Annotated in this window: 3 protein-coding genes and 1 pseudogene; all 4 read left to right on the top strand. The window is 42.4% G+C overall.

Features of this window, described 5'->3' with window-relative positions; genetic code table 11:
• Positions 1–7: 7 nt before the first annotated feature.
• Complete coding sequence (locus P4S61_RS00625; protein ID WP_442961582.1) at positions 8–1873, top strand: condensation domain-containing protein; 1866 nt, start codon at positions 8–10, stop codon at positions 1871–1873.
• Positions 1771–6609 (top strand): amino acid adenylation domain-containing protein, encoded by a 4839-nt coding sequence (locus tag P4S61_RS00620; RefSeq protein ID WP_337117601.1) that lies wholly within the window; start codon positions 1771–1773, stop codon positions 6607–6609. Before P4S61_RS00625 ends, P4S61_RS00620 begins: the two co-directional genes overlap by 103 nt.
• A pseudogene (locus P4S61_RS00615) lies at positions 6609–9998 on the top strand (amino acid adenylation domain-containing protein); the annotation flags it as partial. The gene P4S61_RS00620 and the pseudogene P4S61_RS00615, both read left to right, overlap by 1 nt.
• 119 nt (positions 9999–10117) lie before the next feature.
• Complete coding sequence (locus P4S61_RS00610; protein ID WP_337117600.1) at positions 10118–18769, top strand: amino acid adenylation domain-containing protein; 8652 nt, start codon at positions 10118–10120, stop codon at positions 18767–18769.
• Positions 18770–18813: the final 44 nt, after the last annotated feature.

The following is an 18813-nucleotide window of genomic DNA, read 5'->3' as shown; positions in this document are numbered from 1 at the left end:
CTCAAAGGTGCAATTAACACATATTGATTTAGCTGGGGAACACCCGTTGTCATTTTCTCAGCGGCGTATTTGGTTTGTTGATCAGCTGCAGGGACACAGCCGTCAATATAATTTACAGGGCGTGTTTACGCTGCGCGGTGATGTTGATGTGGCGGCATTGCAGCAGGCATTTAAAGATATCATTAAGCGCCATACGATCCTAAGTTATAACTATAAAAGTACAGCTGATGCGCAGCCATGCCAATATTTTAACGGCCATTTAGCTTTTTCATTGCAACAGATAGACCTTTGCACACAAGCAGATCAACAGCAGCTGTTACAGAAGATGATAGTGGAAGATTATAATCAGTCATTTGATTTAACCTCACAGCTGATGTTACGGGCAAGCTTGATTAAAATAGCCGATCACCATTATCAGTTACTTGTTACTGTTCATCATATTGTTGCCGATGGCTGGTCTATTGGCTTGATATGCCGTGAACTCGCTAGCAATTATAATCAGCATATTGGTATGACAAACGCCACTGATTTGCAAACTCTAGAGCATAATTATATTGATTTTGTACATTGGCAGCATCGTATGCAAGCTGATCCTCAGTGGCAAATAAGTATTGACTACTGGCGTCAACAGTTAGCGCAATTACCTACAGTGCATGAGTTACCTACACAGTACGAGCGAGGTAACGATGTGCTCAGCGGCGGCGGTTTATATAAAACCGTGTTGTCGCCTGCATTAACTGAACAATTAAGATTGTTTATTGCAAACCAAGGTGACACTTTGTTTGTAACCTTACAAACTGTATTTACTTTGTGGTTTAGTCGAGTTTCTGGGCAATCAGATTGTGTGCTAGGTACGCCAGTTGCAGGGCGAGTTGCCGCAGAGCTTGAACCTATTATTGGTAACTTTGTTAACACGCTGGTGTTACGTAATAAGGTGTCAGGGGATACATGCTTTAACCAAGCATTAGCTGATGTAAAAGCAACGTTGAGTGAAGCACTGCTTCATCAACAGATCCCATTTGATCTCTTAGTGGATGAATTAGCCACCGAACGCAGTTTAGCAATTCCGCCGTTAGTACAAGTCATCTTTAGAGTAAACAATACGATAAATGAAAATTTACAGCTAGCAGGGCTATCAATTAAAGCCTCACAGAGCAAGGTGCGTAGCGCTAAACTTGACTTAGAAGTCTCAGTTATAGATACCGGTGACGTGCTAGAAATTGAGTGGTTATACGATACCGCACTATGGCATCAAGCGAATATAGAGACATTCTTTGCTCAATTTAGTTATGTGTTGCAGCAATGCTTGGCTGATCAAAGCGTCAAGCTCGCAGAGTTAATACTGTGGAGCCCGAGCCAGCACGCAGCGGCATTATCTCATAGTGACTCAATTGATATACAAAATACCCAACCATCGCCTTTACATGTGTGTTTTTCGCATTTTGCAAAGCAGCACCCGCAACACCCCGCAGTAAGATGTAATGGCCAAACCTATAGTTACCTCGCGCTTGAACAACGTGCTAATCAGCTTGCGCATTGTTTACTCGAAATGGATTTTGCTGCGCAAAGTCGAATTGCCATTTTGCTGCCATCAGGTGCCGCTATGGTGGTGGCGATACTCGCTATTTTAAAGGCACGTCATGTATACGTGCCGATACACCAAGATACACCAGTAAAAACGTTAAGTTATATTGTTGAAGATGCTGAGTTGATGATGATTTTAGCATTGAGTGAGAATGCCGACACGCTGATCAACAGTGGAGCAGATTTTTGCTCGTTGATGATCTTCTTGATGACGATTCTAACTTCGACGGCTACCCGCTGGAGCAGCCAGATGAACAACTCAGCCTCAATGTCAAAGATGATGATTTGAGTTACATTATTTATACTTCTGGTTCGACCGGACGGCCGAAAGGGGTGATGATAAACCATGCCAATTTAGCGGCTTATTTACAGCATGCGGTTGCGCATTATATGCCCGATAATTCAGCCCTTTGTAGCAGCGTATTGAGTACGCCTTTGGCGTTTGATGCAACGATCACTGCGTTATATCCAGCCTTGATGCAAGGTGGCGTGGTGGAAATTATTGCGCAAGGGGGTGAACAGTTAACCCAGCTGACGGAACTACTCTTTACAGCAACAGACGCTAAACTGTTTAAGCTCACGCCAGCTCATTTACGTGCCATTTTGGCATTATCGCAGCACTATTGTGTAAGCAATGTTACCCATACATTGGTGATCGGTGGTGAAGCACTCACAACTGAATTGTTGTTGGCGATCCGTGCAAAGTTACCACTGTGTCGTTGGATTAACGAATATGGACCAACAGAAACTACAGTCGGTTCAAGTACTTTTGTAATTGATCACAGTACCAGTGATGAGGTTTTACTGCGTCATAATGATGTCCCAATTGGTTTAGCTAACGATAATGTAACGCTGTTAGTGGTTGACCAATTTGATCAGCCAGCAGCAGTGAATATGCGTGGTGAATTACTTATTGCAGGACCTGTTGTCAGCCCAGGTTACATTAATCAGACTGAGCTTAATAATACCAGCTTTATTACTTTGCAGCTGCCTAGCCAGCAGGGTGGAAAAGTGACCAAGCGTTTTTATAGAACAGGCGACATAGCGTTATGGCAAGCTGATGAAACAGGTACTGCTTGTTATTTAAGATACTGTGGACGTAAGGATCAACAGATCAAGCTGCGCGGCTTTCGAGTTGATTTAGCCGCGATTGAGCAGCTGATCCTGGAACTCCCTGAAGTGGCTGATTGTGCGGTGACGGTTGATAGCAAGCAGCAAACGTTAGCGGCACATATTGTATACCATCAACATGAAAAGCCATTAGCCGTTAACACCATTAAATCGCATTTATCGCATTACTTAGCGCCGTATATGATCCCCGCACACTGTTATGCTATTACTGTGATGCCACTGACGAAAAACGGCAAGATTGATAAAGCCACATTGATAGCTGACGCACTTAATTGTTTACAGCCAACTAGCACAACACACAGCAAGCACGCGCAAACACCATTACAGCAATATTTGTTACAGCTGTTTAGTGAGATTTTACTCACTACACATATTGGTTTAGACGATAACTTTTTTGATTTAGGGGGGCACTCGTTATTAGCAATCCGCTTGATTGGTAAGATTCGTGAAGGTAAGCAGCTCGACATAACATTACCGCAATTATTTAAAACTCCAACGATTGCAACGTTAGCGCAAGCATTACAAAACTGTGAAAAAATTCAGCCACACCAAGAGATTGTGAAAATATCTCGCCAGCAAGCGCTACCTCTTTCCTATGCACAGCAACGATTATGGCTTATTGATCAAGTACATAATGAAAGTGTGCAATATCATATGCCAGCTAGCTTTGTGTTTACGGGGAAGTTGGAGCTGACTGCATTGTCGGGCGCGTTATATGCACTTATTGAACGCCATGAAGTGCTGCGTACCGTTATTATTACACGCGACCAAGGCTCAGCGCCTGAGCAATGTATTAATGAACAATTTGAGATCCCACTTGAGCTGCACGATTTAAGTATGCTTAATCGTGAACAGCAAGATCACCAATGGCAATCACTGTCGTCACATGCAAGTAGTAAAGCGTTTGATTTGGCAAGCGACGTTTTACTGCGTGTGGTGGTTGCTAAAATTAGCAATGAGCAAAGTTTTGTACATTTTAATATGCATCATATTGCAAGCGATGGCTGGTCAATGGCAATTTTAGTTCGCGAGTTTATTGCTTTTTACCGAGCTGCAAGTGCTGAACCGCGATTTGTTTTACCTGCATTATTACAGCAACCATTAGCTATCCAATATGCCGATTTCGCTTATTGGCAGCGTTTAGTATGCAGTGAAAGTGCCTTGCATGAATCACTTTCTTATTGGCGTACTCAGTTAACAGGTGCCCCTTTTGTTCATCAATTACCAATAGAGCAGCCTCGAGCAATCCAACAGCAGTTGCAAGGGCAATGTTTTAACCAGCATTTGTCCGCTGCAACGACTAAAGCTATCCACCAACAATGTGCCACACACGGTGTTACTTTATATATGTGGTTACACACAACCTTTTCCTTGTTAATGATGCGATTGAGTGAAGCGACGGATATTTTAGTTGGCTCTCCAGTTGCTGGTCGTGAACAGCCACAAATAGCTAATCTAATTGGTTTTTTTGTTAATACCTTAGTGATCCGCACCCGCAGTGAAGGACAGCAAAACTTCACGCAGTTATTAATGCAGCAAAAACAGGTGATTTTAGATGCTTTTAAACATCAACAAGTGCCATTTGAACAATTAGTTGAAGTACTGCAGCCTGAGCGAAACTTAGCACATCATCCTTTATTTCAAATTTTATTTGCACTGCAAAACAATGAAACGAGTGATTTTTCACTGCCAGGTTTACATATTGAAATGCAGCCACACGCAGCACCAAAAATGAAATTTGATTTAGAGGTCAATGCAATTGAGCAAGGCGATGGCATTGAGCTGCAGTGGAATTTTAGTGAGACATTATTTAATGCCAGTAGTATTACTGAATATGCAGCAGCATTCGAGGTATTGATTGATGCGATACTAAGTGACCCTCTTATGAAGTTGCAGCTATTACCTGTAGTGTCAGCAACCAAAGAAAATGTGCTGCTTAACTTATCTTCGCCACCCTATGCAAGGCACACTCAGCCACTTAACCTTGTCACGCAAATCGCACGTCAAGCTGAACAATATCCAACACGTAATGCGGTCGTTGGCCCTGATGGTGAAGTGTTGAGTTATGTTGAATTACAGACTCAGTCACAGCTGTTAGCCAATTATTTACAAGAACAAGGGATAACCGCCGGAAGTAAAGTTGCTTTATGTGTTAGCGCAACGGCACAAATGCTGGTCGCCATGTTAGCGATTTTAAAAACCGGCAGTGCCTATGTGCCGATTGATCCAAAATTACCAGTATCCAGAGTGCAATTTATTATCGATGACAGTAAAGCACAGTGTTTGATCACACAGTCAGCGTTTGCTAAACAGTATCTAACGGATGAGCTCGGGAGTCTTATTGCGCCATTATGTGTATTGCTTGATGAGCCAAACAGTTGGCAGTATGGCTCACTCAATGGTTCGAAAAGTGCACTGCCTGCGTCATATTCGGCGGATGATCTTGCATATATTATTTATACATCAGGAACCACAGGCACCCCAAAAGGGGTGATGATCAGCCATGGTAATTTAGCTTGTTACTTAGCACATGCGCAGTGTGAGTATCTATCAGCTGCGTTAACAACCAGTGTGGTGAGTACGCCATTGGCATTTGATGCTACGGTCACTTCGTTGTGGGCACCATTACTAATGGGTATCAATATTACACTACTTGCTGATGATGAGCAGATGCTTGAGCAGCTTGCAAAGCAGATATTCAGCTCTCAAGCCTGCTTATTTAAAGTTACTCCTGCACATTTACAAGGCTTACTTGCGTTTGCTCCAGCTGCTGCAGTAGCAACTGCACATGTGGTTGTCATTGGTGGTGAAGCATTACCCACTCAGTTGCTCAAATCGTTAACTCAGTATTTGCCTAATTGCCAGTGGGTGAATGAGTACGGCCCAACTGAAGCGACGGTAGGTTGCAGTGTTTATCATTGCGAGCTTAAGCAAATTAGCGAGCTTGAACGGCGTAAAATGGCCCAAGTGCCAATTGGTCGGGCGATTGCAGATAGTCAGTTGGTGATATTAGATGAACATCAGCAATTAACCGCAATGGGTGCCATTGGCGAGCTTTATATTGCCGGTGACAATGTTGCTCAAGGGTATTTAAATCAAGCGAGTTTAACGGCGCAAAGTTTTGTGTGGTTACCTTTTGGGCATCAGCAAACTGTGCAGCGATTTTATCGTACTGGGGATAAAGTGCGTTGGTTGCTTGATAAACATGGCCAACCAGAACACCTGCTATTTTGTGCACGAGTCGATGAACAAATTAAGTTGCGCGGTTATCGCATTGAGCCAAGCGAAATTACAGCACAGTTAGTCCAGCATAAAGAGATTAGTGAGGCATGTGTAATATTAAATAAAGACACTGAAAACCTTGAGGCTTACTTAGTGCTTACGCCAAATAACTCATTGATTAAAGCGTTTGGGCAAGAGCAGCAAATAACACTCTTAGGCGCACAGCAACAGGCTATGTTTAGCAACTACCTTACGAACTATTTACCTGCTTATATGATGCCAACAAAATGGCATGCGATAAGTGCTATTCCCCTGACATCTAACGCAAAAGTTGACAGTAAACAACTGCTTCAATGGGGACAATCAGTCGCAGTAGCAACTGAAAATGTGCCGCCGCGTAATGACTTTGAGGCAGCCTTGGTCGATATCTTTGCAGAGCAGTTACAAGTTGACTCTGTTGGCATCACCGATAACTTTTTTGCGCTCGGGGGGCATTCATTATTGGCAACACAATGTATGGCGTTGCTCAAGGCGCGGTTACAGGCTGATATTCCAGTGAGAGTTCTGTTTGAAAGGCCGACAATTGCGGCTATTGCTAGCTGGTACGCCATTCATCAAGCCGCTAATAACGCCATGAGTGAAAATGATAACTCAGAAGAGATGTTTTTGTGATGGAAAATCAACTGCTAGAAATTGAAGAGTTAATCGCAGATGCTTTACGAGCAGGTGTTACTTTGTATGAAAAACAAGGTGCTTTAGCATTTAAACAAAGTAACGGTTTTCCAAGTGAACTTAAAGCTCGGATCATTGAGCATAAAGCGGCGATTATCCGCTATTTTCAGCAACAACAGTCAGTGGTTACGTTGCAAAGTAATATGGACGCAATTGCCATCGCTGAGCGAGATAGATGTTTGCCTTTGAGCTTTGCTCAACAAGGCTTATGGTTTATTGAGCAGTTACAAGGCAGCCAACAATATTATATGCCTGCTGAGTTTACTCTAAAAGGCCATATAGATGTGCCGTTGTTACGCGCGGCAATCAAACACATTGTTGGTCGCCATGAAATATTACGCAGTCAGTTTATAACTGATCCGCAAGGTATACCGTATGTGCAAGTAACAGACACCTTTGTGACGCCTTTTCAGTGGCTGGATGCGTCAACATTCCCAGTTACACAGCGACAAAGCCAAATAAAAGCGGCGCTGATACAACATCAAGCTCAGCCATTTGATTTGAGTCGAGATGTATTAATACGAGTGCTATTGGTATCCGATAATGAGCAACATTATTTAGCATTTAATATGCATCATATTGTTAGTGATGGCGCGTCAATGCAAATATTTGCTCAAGAATTACAAACCATTTATACGCAACTACTGCAAGGTAATGTCGAATTAGACTCGTTACCAATTCAATATGCTGATTACGCTGCGTGGCAACGAAATACCTTAACAGCAGAGTACTTTACAGCAGCAATTAATTATTGGCGTACAACACTTGGCGATCTTGAACCGTTGCAATCACTACCAACGGATAAAGTTAGATCGAGCGTTCAAAAGCAGTCTGGTTTAGTTTATCGGCAACGGTTAAGTCGCTCGTTTGTTGAAAAAATACAACAACATGCGGCGAGTCAATCAGTCACACCATTTATGTGGTTGTTAAGTAGTTTTATGTTATTTATTGGCCGTATTAAACAAACGGAACAGGTACTGATCGGCACGCCAACTCAGGGCCGTGAGCATCCACAGCTAAACGATTTAATCGGTTTGTTTGTTAATACCTTAGTTATGCATGGTGTATTGCCGGATGAATTAACTTTTAATGCATGGTTGCAGCAACAAAAAGAACGTATTTTACAGTCGTTTGAATATCGCAATATGCCATTTGATAAACTGGTTGAAGGGCTCAATTGTCAACGCGATTTAAGTCATCATCCTTTAGTACAAATTTTCTTCACCTTAACTGTTGATGAGCAACCAACCTTTCAGTTACCGGGTGTTGAAATAGCTGAGTCTCGCAGTGAAGCGCGAGAGCACCACAGCGCAGTAAAATGTGATTTGGAGCTTAATGCAGTTATCGACAACCAAGGTTTAACAGTTACTTGGAAGTTTGATGAAGCACTTTATGAGCTTGCGACAATTACTCACTGGGCAGATAGTTTTGCCGTATTATTAGCAAACATTGTTGCTGCACCGGATACCCAAATATCAAAATTGGCATTGCTTGATGAACAGCAGCTACAGGCATTAACTGACGCTGCCACATCGCAGCAAGCGGATAGTACAAGTTGGGATCAAAGCGCCAGTATAGTGAGTGTATTTGAACAACAAGCAATCAGGTTTGCTGACCAGTTGGCGCTAGTCGATGAGCACGAAGCACTCACTTATAAACAGCTTAATGAACGGGCAAATCTACTCGCCAGAGTATTATTAAGTCAGGGTGTTGAAGCGCAAGATATGCTGCCAGTGAGCGTAACCCGCAATGTTAATTTAGTGGTGACGTTATTAGCGGTGCTAAAAGCTGGCGCTGCTTATGTGCCTATTGATCCCAATTATCCTCGCGATCGGATCAGTTATATTGTAGACGATGTCCAGAGTAACTTAGTGTTGTGTGATAACAGTAGTCTCGGGTTGTTTTCGCAGCATAACTTAACGTACATAAATATTGATGATTGCACGATCTACACAGCTATTAATCAGATTAGTGATACACAAAACCTCGAGTTAGCTATTTGTCTATCCCACTTAGCGTATATGATTTACACCTCTGGCACTACTGGACGGCCTAAAGGCGTGCAAATTGAACACCGCCAAGTGATCCGATTATTGTGTGTACGGCCGAGTTTATTTGATTTTAATGAGCATGATGTATGGACTCTGTTTCATTCATTTTGTTTTGATTTTTCGGTGTGGGAAATGTACGGCGCGTTACTTTTTGGTGGACGCTTAGTTATTGTGGATGCAGATACCGCAAAAGACAGTGATGCATTTGCAAATTTATTACTAGATCAACACGTCAGCGTGCTAAATCAAACCCCCAGTGCTTTTTATGCGCTACAAACAGCAATGTTAACCAAGCCTTCGCAGCGTATACAGCAGAGCAAAATTAGATACGTCATTTTTGGTGGCGAAGCATTACAGCCCGTTAAGTTGACCCCTTGGGCAAAACGCTTTAGCGACTGCCAACTGATCAATATGTATGGCATTACTGAAACAACGGTTCATGTGACTTTCAAGCGTTTATATGACGCAGATCTGGTATCTGGTGCAAACAATATTGGTCGGCCAATACCAACGACCAGTTGCTACGTTTTGGATAAGTTTCGTCAGTTACTACCTGTTGGCGCAGTTGGTGAGTTATATGTAGGTGGGGATGGGGTTTGCAGGGGGTATTGGCGCCGTGATGAGCTCAACGTTGAGCGCTTTGTGGCAGATACATTTTCTTCAGCTAACGCAGCTAAAAAACTATATAAAACGGGTGATTTAGTACGTCAGTTAGCAACTGGCGAATTGAGTTATATGGGCCGTATTGACGACCAAGTTAAAGTACGCGGTTACCGTATTGAACTGGGTGAAATAGAAAACCAGTTACGTGGCCACCCTAAGCTGAGTAGCGCAACAGTGTTACTGAATACTCAACAGCCGACTAATCCACGGATCACAGCATTTGTTATCGTCAAAAGTGATGCCGTATTTGCTGCACTCACAAGCGAAGTACAACAGTTTTTACGCACCACATTACCCGAATTTATGCTGCCAACGAATGTTATTGCCGTGCTGCAGATGCCATTAACGGTGAACGGTAAAATTGATAAAAAAGCACTCTTAGCGCTGGATCAATTACAGCTTAAAGCAACTGCAGATGAGCCTCCAGGATCGGATGACGAACAAGCAATCGCTGCGGCATTTGAGGCGATATTAAAGGTTTCAAATGTGGGTAGGCAAGGGCACTTTTTTGAATTGGGTGGGCATTCATTATTAGCTAGCCAATTAGTCAGTCACTTAGCGCAACACGCTCAGTTGTCGATTACTTTAGCTGATCTGTTTTACGCGCCGCAGGTCCACACACTCGCGTTAGCGGCTGCGCGCAATAAAGCTGCCAATTACACTGTAGCATCAGCAGTTATCCCGAAAGTGCAATCAGTAACGCAATTACCGGTATCTTTTGCTCAACAACGATTATGGACCATAGATCAATTGCAGCCGGAAACGTGCAATATCATATGCCAGCTAATTTTGAACTGCATGGTTTGCTTGATGTTGATACATTTCAACGCGTGTGTGACGCTATCGTGCAGCGTCATGAAGTGTTGCGTACGTTTATCACAGTCGGTAAAGCAAACTTACCTCAGCAAGTGGTCCAAGACACATTTCCATCGGTGTTAAAGATCATAGATGCCAGTGAACTTAACGATGAGCAACAGCAACGACTGTGGTTAAAAACGCTGCGCGATGACAGCCAAACAGCCTTTGATTTAAGGTGCCAGTTACCGCTGCGTATTATTTTAGTTAAGCTGCATGCAAAGCATTGGAAGTTACGGGTAAATATGCATCATATTGCCTCTGATGCACATTCTTTAGCAATATTAGCGAGTGAATTTGAAGCGTTTTATCAAAGCTTTACGAGTCAAACTCGGTTGCCTGAACAGCTTGCGCAACCTTTATCAATTCAATACGGGGATTATGCTCATTGGCAGCGTAGTCAGTTACACCAGCAGCAGTTAGATAAACACCAAGCATTTTGGTTACAACAGTTACAAGATGCCCCACCGATACATCAAATACCGCTGGATAAAATACGTCCTAAACAGCTTACGTCCGCTGGTGCGAGCTATCAAATACAGCTAGATAAAACCACGGTTTCGGCGATCCACAGGCAATGCCAGCAGTTTGATGTGAGCTTATTTATGTGGCTGCATAGTGCTTATGCCGCATTTGTAGCTAGGTATAGTCAGTGTGATGATGTTGTGATTGGTGCGCCATTTTCAGGGCGTTCACAAACGCAACTAACTCCCTTAATTGGATTCTTTATTAATACACTGCCGATCCGTTGTCAATTGCGCGAAGATATGTGTTTTGAAGGGCTACTCGCACAGCAAAAACAATTAATTGTTGCCGTTGGTCAGCATCAAGCCATGCCATTTGAAAAAATTGTTGATGCTTTGCAGTTACCGCGTGGCATGAGTCAACAGAGTGTTTTTCAGCTTACATTTTCGTTAAACCCAAGGTTAAATACACAGTTTAAATTACCTAATATACAGGTTACAGCGATTGATGAGCAGCCACCGCAAGTAAAATTTGATATTGAGCTGGCATGCAGTGAAGATGACGATGAGTTACGCTTTAGCTGGGCTTATAACACGGCGTTATTTACCCCACAAACAATTCAAACCATGGCTACGGCATTATGCACTTTAATTAGGTCATTCACAGCCGATCCGCAGGTTGCTATACAGTCAGCTACAATGTTGACAGATAAACAGCTGCATAACTGCGTGCTCAAAGGTGAGCAACGGCTAAATAAGCCAGTTGCAACCGTCATAGATGCATTCACTGCTGTAGCCGAACAGCATGCTAAAACTGACACTGGCATTATTGAGGCAGCCTCAGGGCAATTTGCGAGTTATCAGCAAATTCATCAGCGTAGTGAATTATTGGCAAAATACTTGATACAGCAAGGCTTACAAGCTGAACAGCCTGTTGTTGTAAGCATGCAAAGCGGCATTGACTTAATAGTTTCATTGCTAGCGATTATGAGAGCGGGTGGCTGTTATGTTCCTGTTGATCCGAATTATCCAGCATCTAGAATTGCTTATATTATTAATGATTGTGGTGCGCAGTGGCTTATCACTCACACTGCATTTGCAGCGCTGTTAGAAGATAATTGTGGTGCGAACAGCCAGCTTATTTACCTTGATAATGAGCAATTTAAGCACACTTTAAACCTTGCATGTAATACACTAAGTCAAGTGCAATTACCCAAAATAGAGGCGGCGCAATTAGCGTATGTCATATATACCTCAGGCACAACGGGTAACCCTAAAGGGGTAATGATCCCCCACCAAGGGCTGAGTAATTTATGCCGTTGGCATCAACGCGCATTTGCTGTTGATAAATCAAGTATTGCCAGTCAAACAGCAAATATCGCGTTTGACGCTGCAAGCTGGGAGATCTGGCCTTATTTAAGCGCCGGAGCAAAGCTGGTAATTGTGCCGCGAGAAAGTTTAGATAACCCGCAAAAATTAGCGCAACTACTTGATGAACATCATGTGAGTCATTGCTTTTTAGCCACCCCAATCGCTGAAATAATGTTGGCAGATCACGCTTTTACGCCTGTTACTTTGCGTTATTTACTGGTTGGCGGCGACAAGTTAAAAACATGCCCCTCAGCTGCAAAACCGTATTGTATTATTAATAATTATGGCCCTACAGAGACCTCAGTTGTTGCCACCTCGGCTGAGGTTGGTAAAACAACGGAAGAGCTGGGCATGGCTCCAGATATAGGCTATGCGATTGATAATGTAGAGTTATTAATTGTTGATCAGCAGGGGCAGCCGGTTGTGTCTGGCATGATTGGTGAATTATATATAGCTGGTGCAGGATTAGCGCGAGGCTATTTGAACCGTCCAGAGCTTACAGCACAGCGTTTTATTTACTTAACGACAGTTGCAGAGCAACAACTGCGAGCCTATAAAACTGGTGATTTAGTTAGGCAATTAAATAACGGTCGTATTGCCTACATTGGCCGCAATGATGCACAAGTTAAATTACGCGGTTACCGTATTGAACTGTCTGAAATTGAGTATCACTTACGTGCTATTGTTGGCGTAACGGATTGTGTTGTTAGCGTGAGTGAATTGGCTGAAGGCCATAAGCAGCTGTTGGCTTTTATTGTCACGCCACAGATAAGTGATTCGCTCCAAGCGCAATTTAAGCGCCAAAGTATAGCAAGTCTTAAAGTTAAGTTACCGGATCACATGATACCGAGTGAGCTTATTCACGTAGATGAAATTCCCCTGACGGCACATGGCAAAATAGATCATCTGCAATTACATAAACACCTACGCACACCAAGCGAACAAATTGTTACACAGCAATTAAATCAAGGACCTGCAGCACAACAAGCAAGCGGATTAAGCAGCTTACTACTCACTTTGTATCGACAAGTATTAAATCAGCCGATGCTGCAAGTTGATGATGATTTTTTTGCGGCGGGAGGGGACTCAATTCTCAGTATTCAAATTGCCAGTCGGGCAAGAGCGCAAAATATTAGTTTGTCAGTAGCTGATATTTTTAACTTTAGTACCGTTGCAGTGCTAGCTGAGCAATTGGTACACAAACAGCCACAACGGAAACAGGTTGAGCCACAGCAAAGCTTTTCAGGCGCATTGCCATTACTTCCCATTCAACATTGGTTTTTTGAACAACAATTTGTAGCAGCTGATCATTGGAACCAGTCACTCTTACTCAGTGTTGATAAAACAGTGACTGTGCAACATATTAAAGAGTTAACATGCGCTTTATTAGCGCACCATGATAGTTTGCGGTTAGTCGTTGATGATAAAGGCCTGCAAAAGCAATTTTTTATAAAACAGCATCTTAGTGCAGATCACGTTTGCCATTTTATTGATCTAGCTGAGCACAATGATGATTGGTCTCAAGCATTAGAGAAAGTGTGTGAAGTGCAACAAGGAGCTTTTCGCTTTGATGGCACTGCATTGTTGCAAATCTGCCATATAAAAACCCCAGCTCAGCAAAGTGATAACCGCTTGCTGATCATCGCCCATCACTTATTAATTGATGGTGTATCTTGGCGCATTTTGCTTGAAGATATTAACCAAGCGTTGTCAGCTGCAAAATTACAGCAGAATATTTGTTTTGCTTCTCGTACTGCTAATTTATATGACATTAGTCAATTTTTAATTGCGCAAGGTAAAGATGAATATGATTTAAAACACTGGCAAGCATTGGTTGCTGTGGCGACTAAGCCCAGCTTTTTTCGTTTTGTAAGGCAGCAAGAGCCAATCAAAAAACAACTGCAACAACATACATTAACACTCCCATGTGCAGCTACGCAGCAGCTCTTGACGACAGCAAATAGACCTTATAATACCAGTATCCAAACGCTACTGTTGGCCGCGTTACAATGGTCTGCAGTTAGGCATTATGACTTGGACGATCATCTTATTATCCTTGAAGGACATGGCCGAGAGTTACTTAATAATCAACTTGATAGTACTCGAACGCTTGGCTGGCTTACTGCTATGTATCCATTTCGATTATTTAGCAATACGCAAAATATTGCCGATTTGATCTGTGATATGAAAGAGCAATTAGCCAGTCTATCGACTAAAGCTAGTCGATATGGAGCCTTACGTTATTATCATCCTGATGAGGAGACCCGCCAATCGTTGACTATTACGACGGAGAATCATCTATTTTTTAATTATTTAGGCCAGCTAGATAGTGCGCTGCAACATAATGGTTTATTAGATGATGCGCCAGAATCCGCGGGCAGTTTGCATAGCCAACATAATCACGCCTACTATGGTCTGCAATTAACAGCAGCAATAGTCAATGAGCAATTGTCGATGCATGTGGAGTATGATGGTGCCCGTATAGCTGAAGCCGATGTCGCTTCATTTATGACGCATTATCAAGCAAGTATTATGACGGTGCTTGAACATTGCATACAAGACGACATTAAGCGCCATACGGTAAGTGATTTTCCACTCTTGCCAACGATGGCAAATCATCAGTTACAGCATTTATTAGCCCCTTTTAAGCAATCAGCCATTGTTGATATTTACCCGCTAAGTGCACTGCAAGAAGGTATGTGGTTTCACAGTCAACGAACTGGTGAAGTATCACAACATAGTGCTTATTATGAACAAACGACACTGTTACTTGAGGGGGCATTTGACATCGAAGCTTTCGAGTATGCATGGCACCAGCTACTTGATACACATAGCATATTACGTACTGCGTTCGTAGCAAGCCCAGTGGGACCAGTGCAAATCGTGGTTGATAAATACCATGTACCATTGCAGGTTGACTTGGTAACTGAAGCAATTATGCAGCAGCAACAACAATCAATACTTGATGAGCAAGCCTATATTACTGCTATTGCAGATCAGGAATATCAACAAGGTATTGATCTAGCTGCGGCGCCTTGTATGCGATTACGTTTGCTTGCTCTGAGTGATACAAAAATGGCATTTATTTGGACATACCATCATTTGATCATGGATGGCTGGTCATTACCTGTTTTGTTTTCAGAGTTATTACAGCATTATCAGGCTCGCCTTGCAGGGCATGGTTTATCTCTAAAAAAAGATAACTATAGCGACTATATTAAGTATCTACAGCAACAAGATAAAACAACCGAGCAACAATTTTGGCAAGGTTATCTAGCCAATATAGATCAGGCAACATTATTGGTTGAGCATATTGCGCAGCGCAAGCAAGGCGATGATATCAACACGGTGTCTGAGCAAACCTTAGTGCTTGAGCCTGAATTGTGTTCACAATTGGTTGAGTTTGCTCGTCAACAGGGTTTAACAGTTAATCATTTACTGCAAGGTGCCTGGGGTTACTGGCTGAGTGTTTGTTGCAATTCAGATTACGCCTTATTTGGGCAAACAGTATCTGGGCGACCTAGCCAACTTACTAACGTTGAGCAACGGGTTGGTTTATACATTAATACCCAAGCTGTGTTGTTAACCACATCGGGTGAGCAGTCGGTGTTAGCGTATTTAAAGTCAGTTAAGCAAAGCTTATTAGCTGTATCTGATTATGCACATACTCCATTAACCCAAGTACATAACTACAGTAATATTGCTAATGGCAGTCCATTGTTTGATGCTTTGTATGTATTTGAAAATTTCCCGACAGATCCATTGGCTGAAATTGCAAATATGCCATTTAAGGTGTTAGCGAATGACAGTAAAGATCTCACTCATTATCCAATGACTTTAGTTGTTGGCCAAGCTGAGCAACTCTCATTGACCTTGAGTTATCAAAGCGCACTATTTAATGATCCGCTTGCCAGTCATTGTTTGGCTATGTTGCAGCAGTTATTACAAGCGTTTGTAATGGCACCTGAGCAACCATTGTCTAGCTTAGCAATTGATTTAGTAGATCATCGATTTACAACAGGTATAGATAAGGTAGCTGAGTTTAGTTTATCAGCTAATCAAGTGGCAGATGTAAGCTGGGATATAGCAACAACATTACAACAACGATTTACACAAATTGTAGCAAGTTATGGTGAGTCAACAGCGTTGAAATATTATAATGATGACAATAACCTACCAGTTAAAACAATGAGTTATAATGAGTTGGATGCAGCCGCTAACAGACTGGCTAATTACTTACTCACACATACGCTAGGCTCTGACAGAGCTTTGACCATAGGGATCTGTTTGAGCCCAGGTTGTGATTTGATTGTCGCTATTTTAGCGAGTTTAAAGATCGGTGCGGCTTATGTACCGATTGCATCTAGTTTACCATTAAAAAGGCGGCAGTTTATGGCCGCTGATGCAGAGCTTGCAGTATTGCTAACGTGCGAACAAGACTGGCAGGGCGCATTACCGCCAACACTTAACATCGATCTTCATACTTGTGCTGCGGCACTTGCTTTACAACCTAATTACAGCCCAACAGTAACTTACACACCGCATGATTTATGCTATGTGATCTATACCTCAGGTACAACAGGGGTGCCAAAAGGAGTTATGGTTGAGCAACACAGTGTTATTAACTATGTGCAGTGCTTACAAAAAAATTATGCGATCACTTCGCAAGATAATTACTTACAGTTTGCAAGTTGCAGCTTTGATGTATTTGCAGAGGAGGTTTTTTGTACTTTGCTAAGCGGTGCAACTTTAGTGATGGCCGATCAACAAAAATTACTCGATACCCAGTATTTAGCTAAACTATCGCAATATAGTCAATTGACCTTAATGAGTTTACCTACAGCCTATTGGCATCAATTAGCTGCAGCACCAGTAACACTTGCCGATCAGTTACGCATTATCACAATTGGTGGAGAGCAAATGCAAGCCGCAATGTTGCAGCAATGGCAAGCTTATTACAGTGATAATATTATTTTGATCAATGCTTATGGACCAACAGAAGCAACTATTTCTGCAACATTAATTGAGGTAACTGATTATACAGGTTCTGAAGTACCGATTGGCCAACCAGTGGCAGGGCTACAATTACACATTCTAGATAAATATTTAAGAGCGGTTCCCTATTATGTTAGTGGGCAGCTGTACCTCAGTGGAAAAGGGTTAGCAAGGGGTTACCTTAACGATGTAAAGAAAACGGCTGCTGCATTTATTATTGAACCAAAAAGCGGCGTTAGGTTATATAAAACGGGTGATAAAGTGCGTTGTACAAATACCCAAGAAGTAATGTTCTTAGGGCGTTTAGATGAACAAGTTAAAATTCGCGGCTATCGTGTTGAGTTACCCGAAATAGAACGTCATTTACTTGCGTTGCCACAAATAAACGCCTGTGCTGTAGTGGTTCGTAAAGATAAAAGTGGCAATGAGCAGCTAGTTGCATTTGTTGATGTGGGTGAGCTAGAGCGAGCCAGTGAGCAACTAATTCGTGCTTTAGTTGGTGTGTTGCCCGAGTATATGGTGCCACAAAATGTTCAATTTGTTGACAGCTTACCCTGTACAAATAATGGCAAAATTGATCGAAAACAGCTTAGTAAAACAGCGCAACAATTGAGTAGTCATAATGACTTTTCATATAGTGCGCCGATCACGCCATTGCATAAATTATTGGTTGAACAATTTAGTCAGTTGTTAAACATAGAGCAAGTGGGGATCAACGATGATTTCTTTATGCTGGGTGGTCATTCATTACTGGCAATGCGCTTGGTATCACAATTGAGCTATCAGATGCAGTTAACGGTATCTATTGATATGTTATTTCGCCACCGTACTGTAAACGCTTTAGCTGAGGCAATAGAGCAATTACAAAAAAGCCACGCTGCTGATTTTCAGCCTACAACTTTAGTCTGTTTACAGGCCGGTGAACAAGGGGTTCAGCCGGTGATTTTAGTCGCCGGTGCGGGAGGGTTACTGATGATCTATCAAGCATTGGTTAATCAACTAGATCAACGTATTCCTGTTTATGGTTTGCAGCCAGATCTGATCGCTTTAGAGCCAGATATTATTAATTCATTGTCACTGACCGCACACCATTACTGCAACGCGTTAATTGAGCAGGGGATAGACGCTAATATTCACTTGGTTGGTCATTCATTTGGAAGCTTTGTTATTCATCAAATGGCGCAGCAATTAGTACTGCGCAATAAAGCTCCAGCCTCACTGCTAGTAATTGATACGCCTATGCCTAATTCAGCTGTGCTAGAACTGCAAGACAGGCAAATAGCAGCGTTACTAATAGCGAACCTGAGTGAATTTTTTCAATTGAACTTAACTGACGATGAGCAGCAGTTATATTGCACGCTTGCTGATGAACTACAAACAAAGTGGTTAAGTAAGCATTTAGCTGCTGCGGGCTACCAGTTCAGTGCTCGTCAATTGCTAACACTGCAATGCGTATATAAAGCGCAGTTACAAGCAAAGGTAGAAATAAAGGGAGAGTTACTTGAGGTGCCGCTTATGGTTATAAAAGCACACGATACCAAAGAGTTTGCAGGCCAATTGCTTGCTGATGATATGGGCTGGCGAGTAGTTAACCCTGAACTTTCGGCAATAGAGATCACAGGTAATCATCTGTCAATCTTACAGCATCAGTTTGTTGCTGCAATCGTTGAACAAATTGCAAGTAAATATACACTTTATTAACAAGTGGGTGAAAAATGTTCTACAGTAAACCTCTACCTATAAAA

Origin of the sequence: Pseudoalteromonas sp. B160 (assembly GCF_037162485.1) — a bacterium.
GTDB classification, from domain to species: Bacteria; Pseudomonadota; Gammaproteobacteria; order Enterobacterales; family Alteromonadaceae; genus Pseudoalteromonas; species Pseudoalteromonas rhizosphaerae.
This window is presented reverse-complemented; position numbering and strand designations above follow the sequence as displayed.

Coding starts and splice junctions, on each gene's coding strand:
- P4S61_RS00610 (WP_337117600.1), top strand. CDS start 10,118: ATGGACCATAGATCAATTGCAGCCGGAAACGTGCAATATCATATGCCA.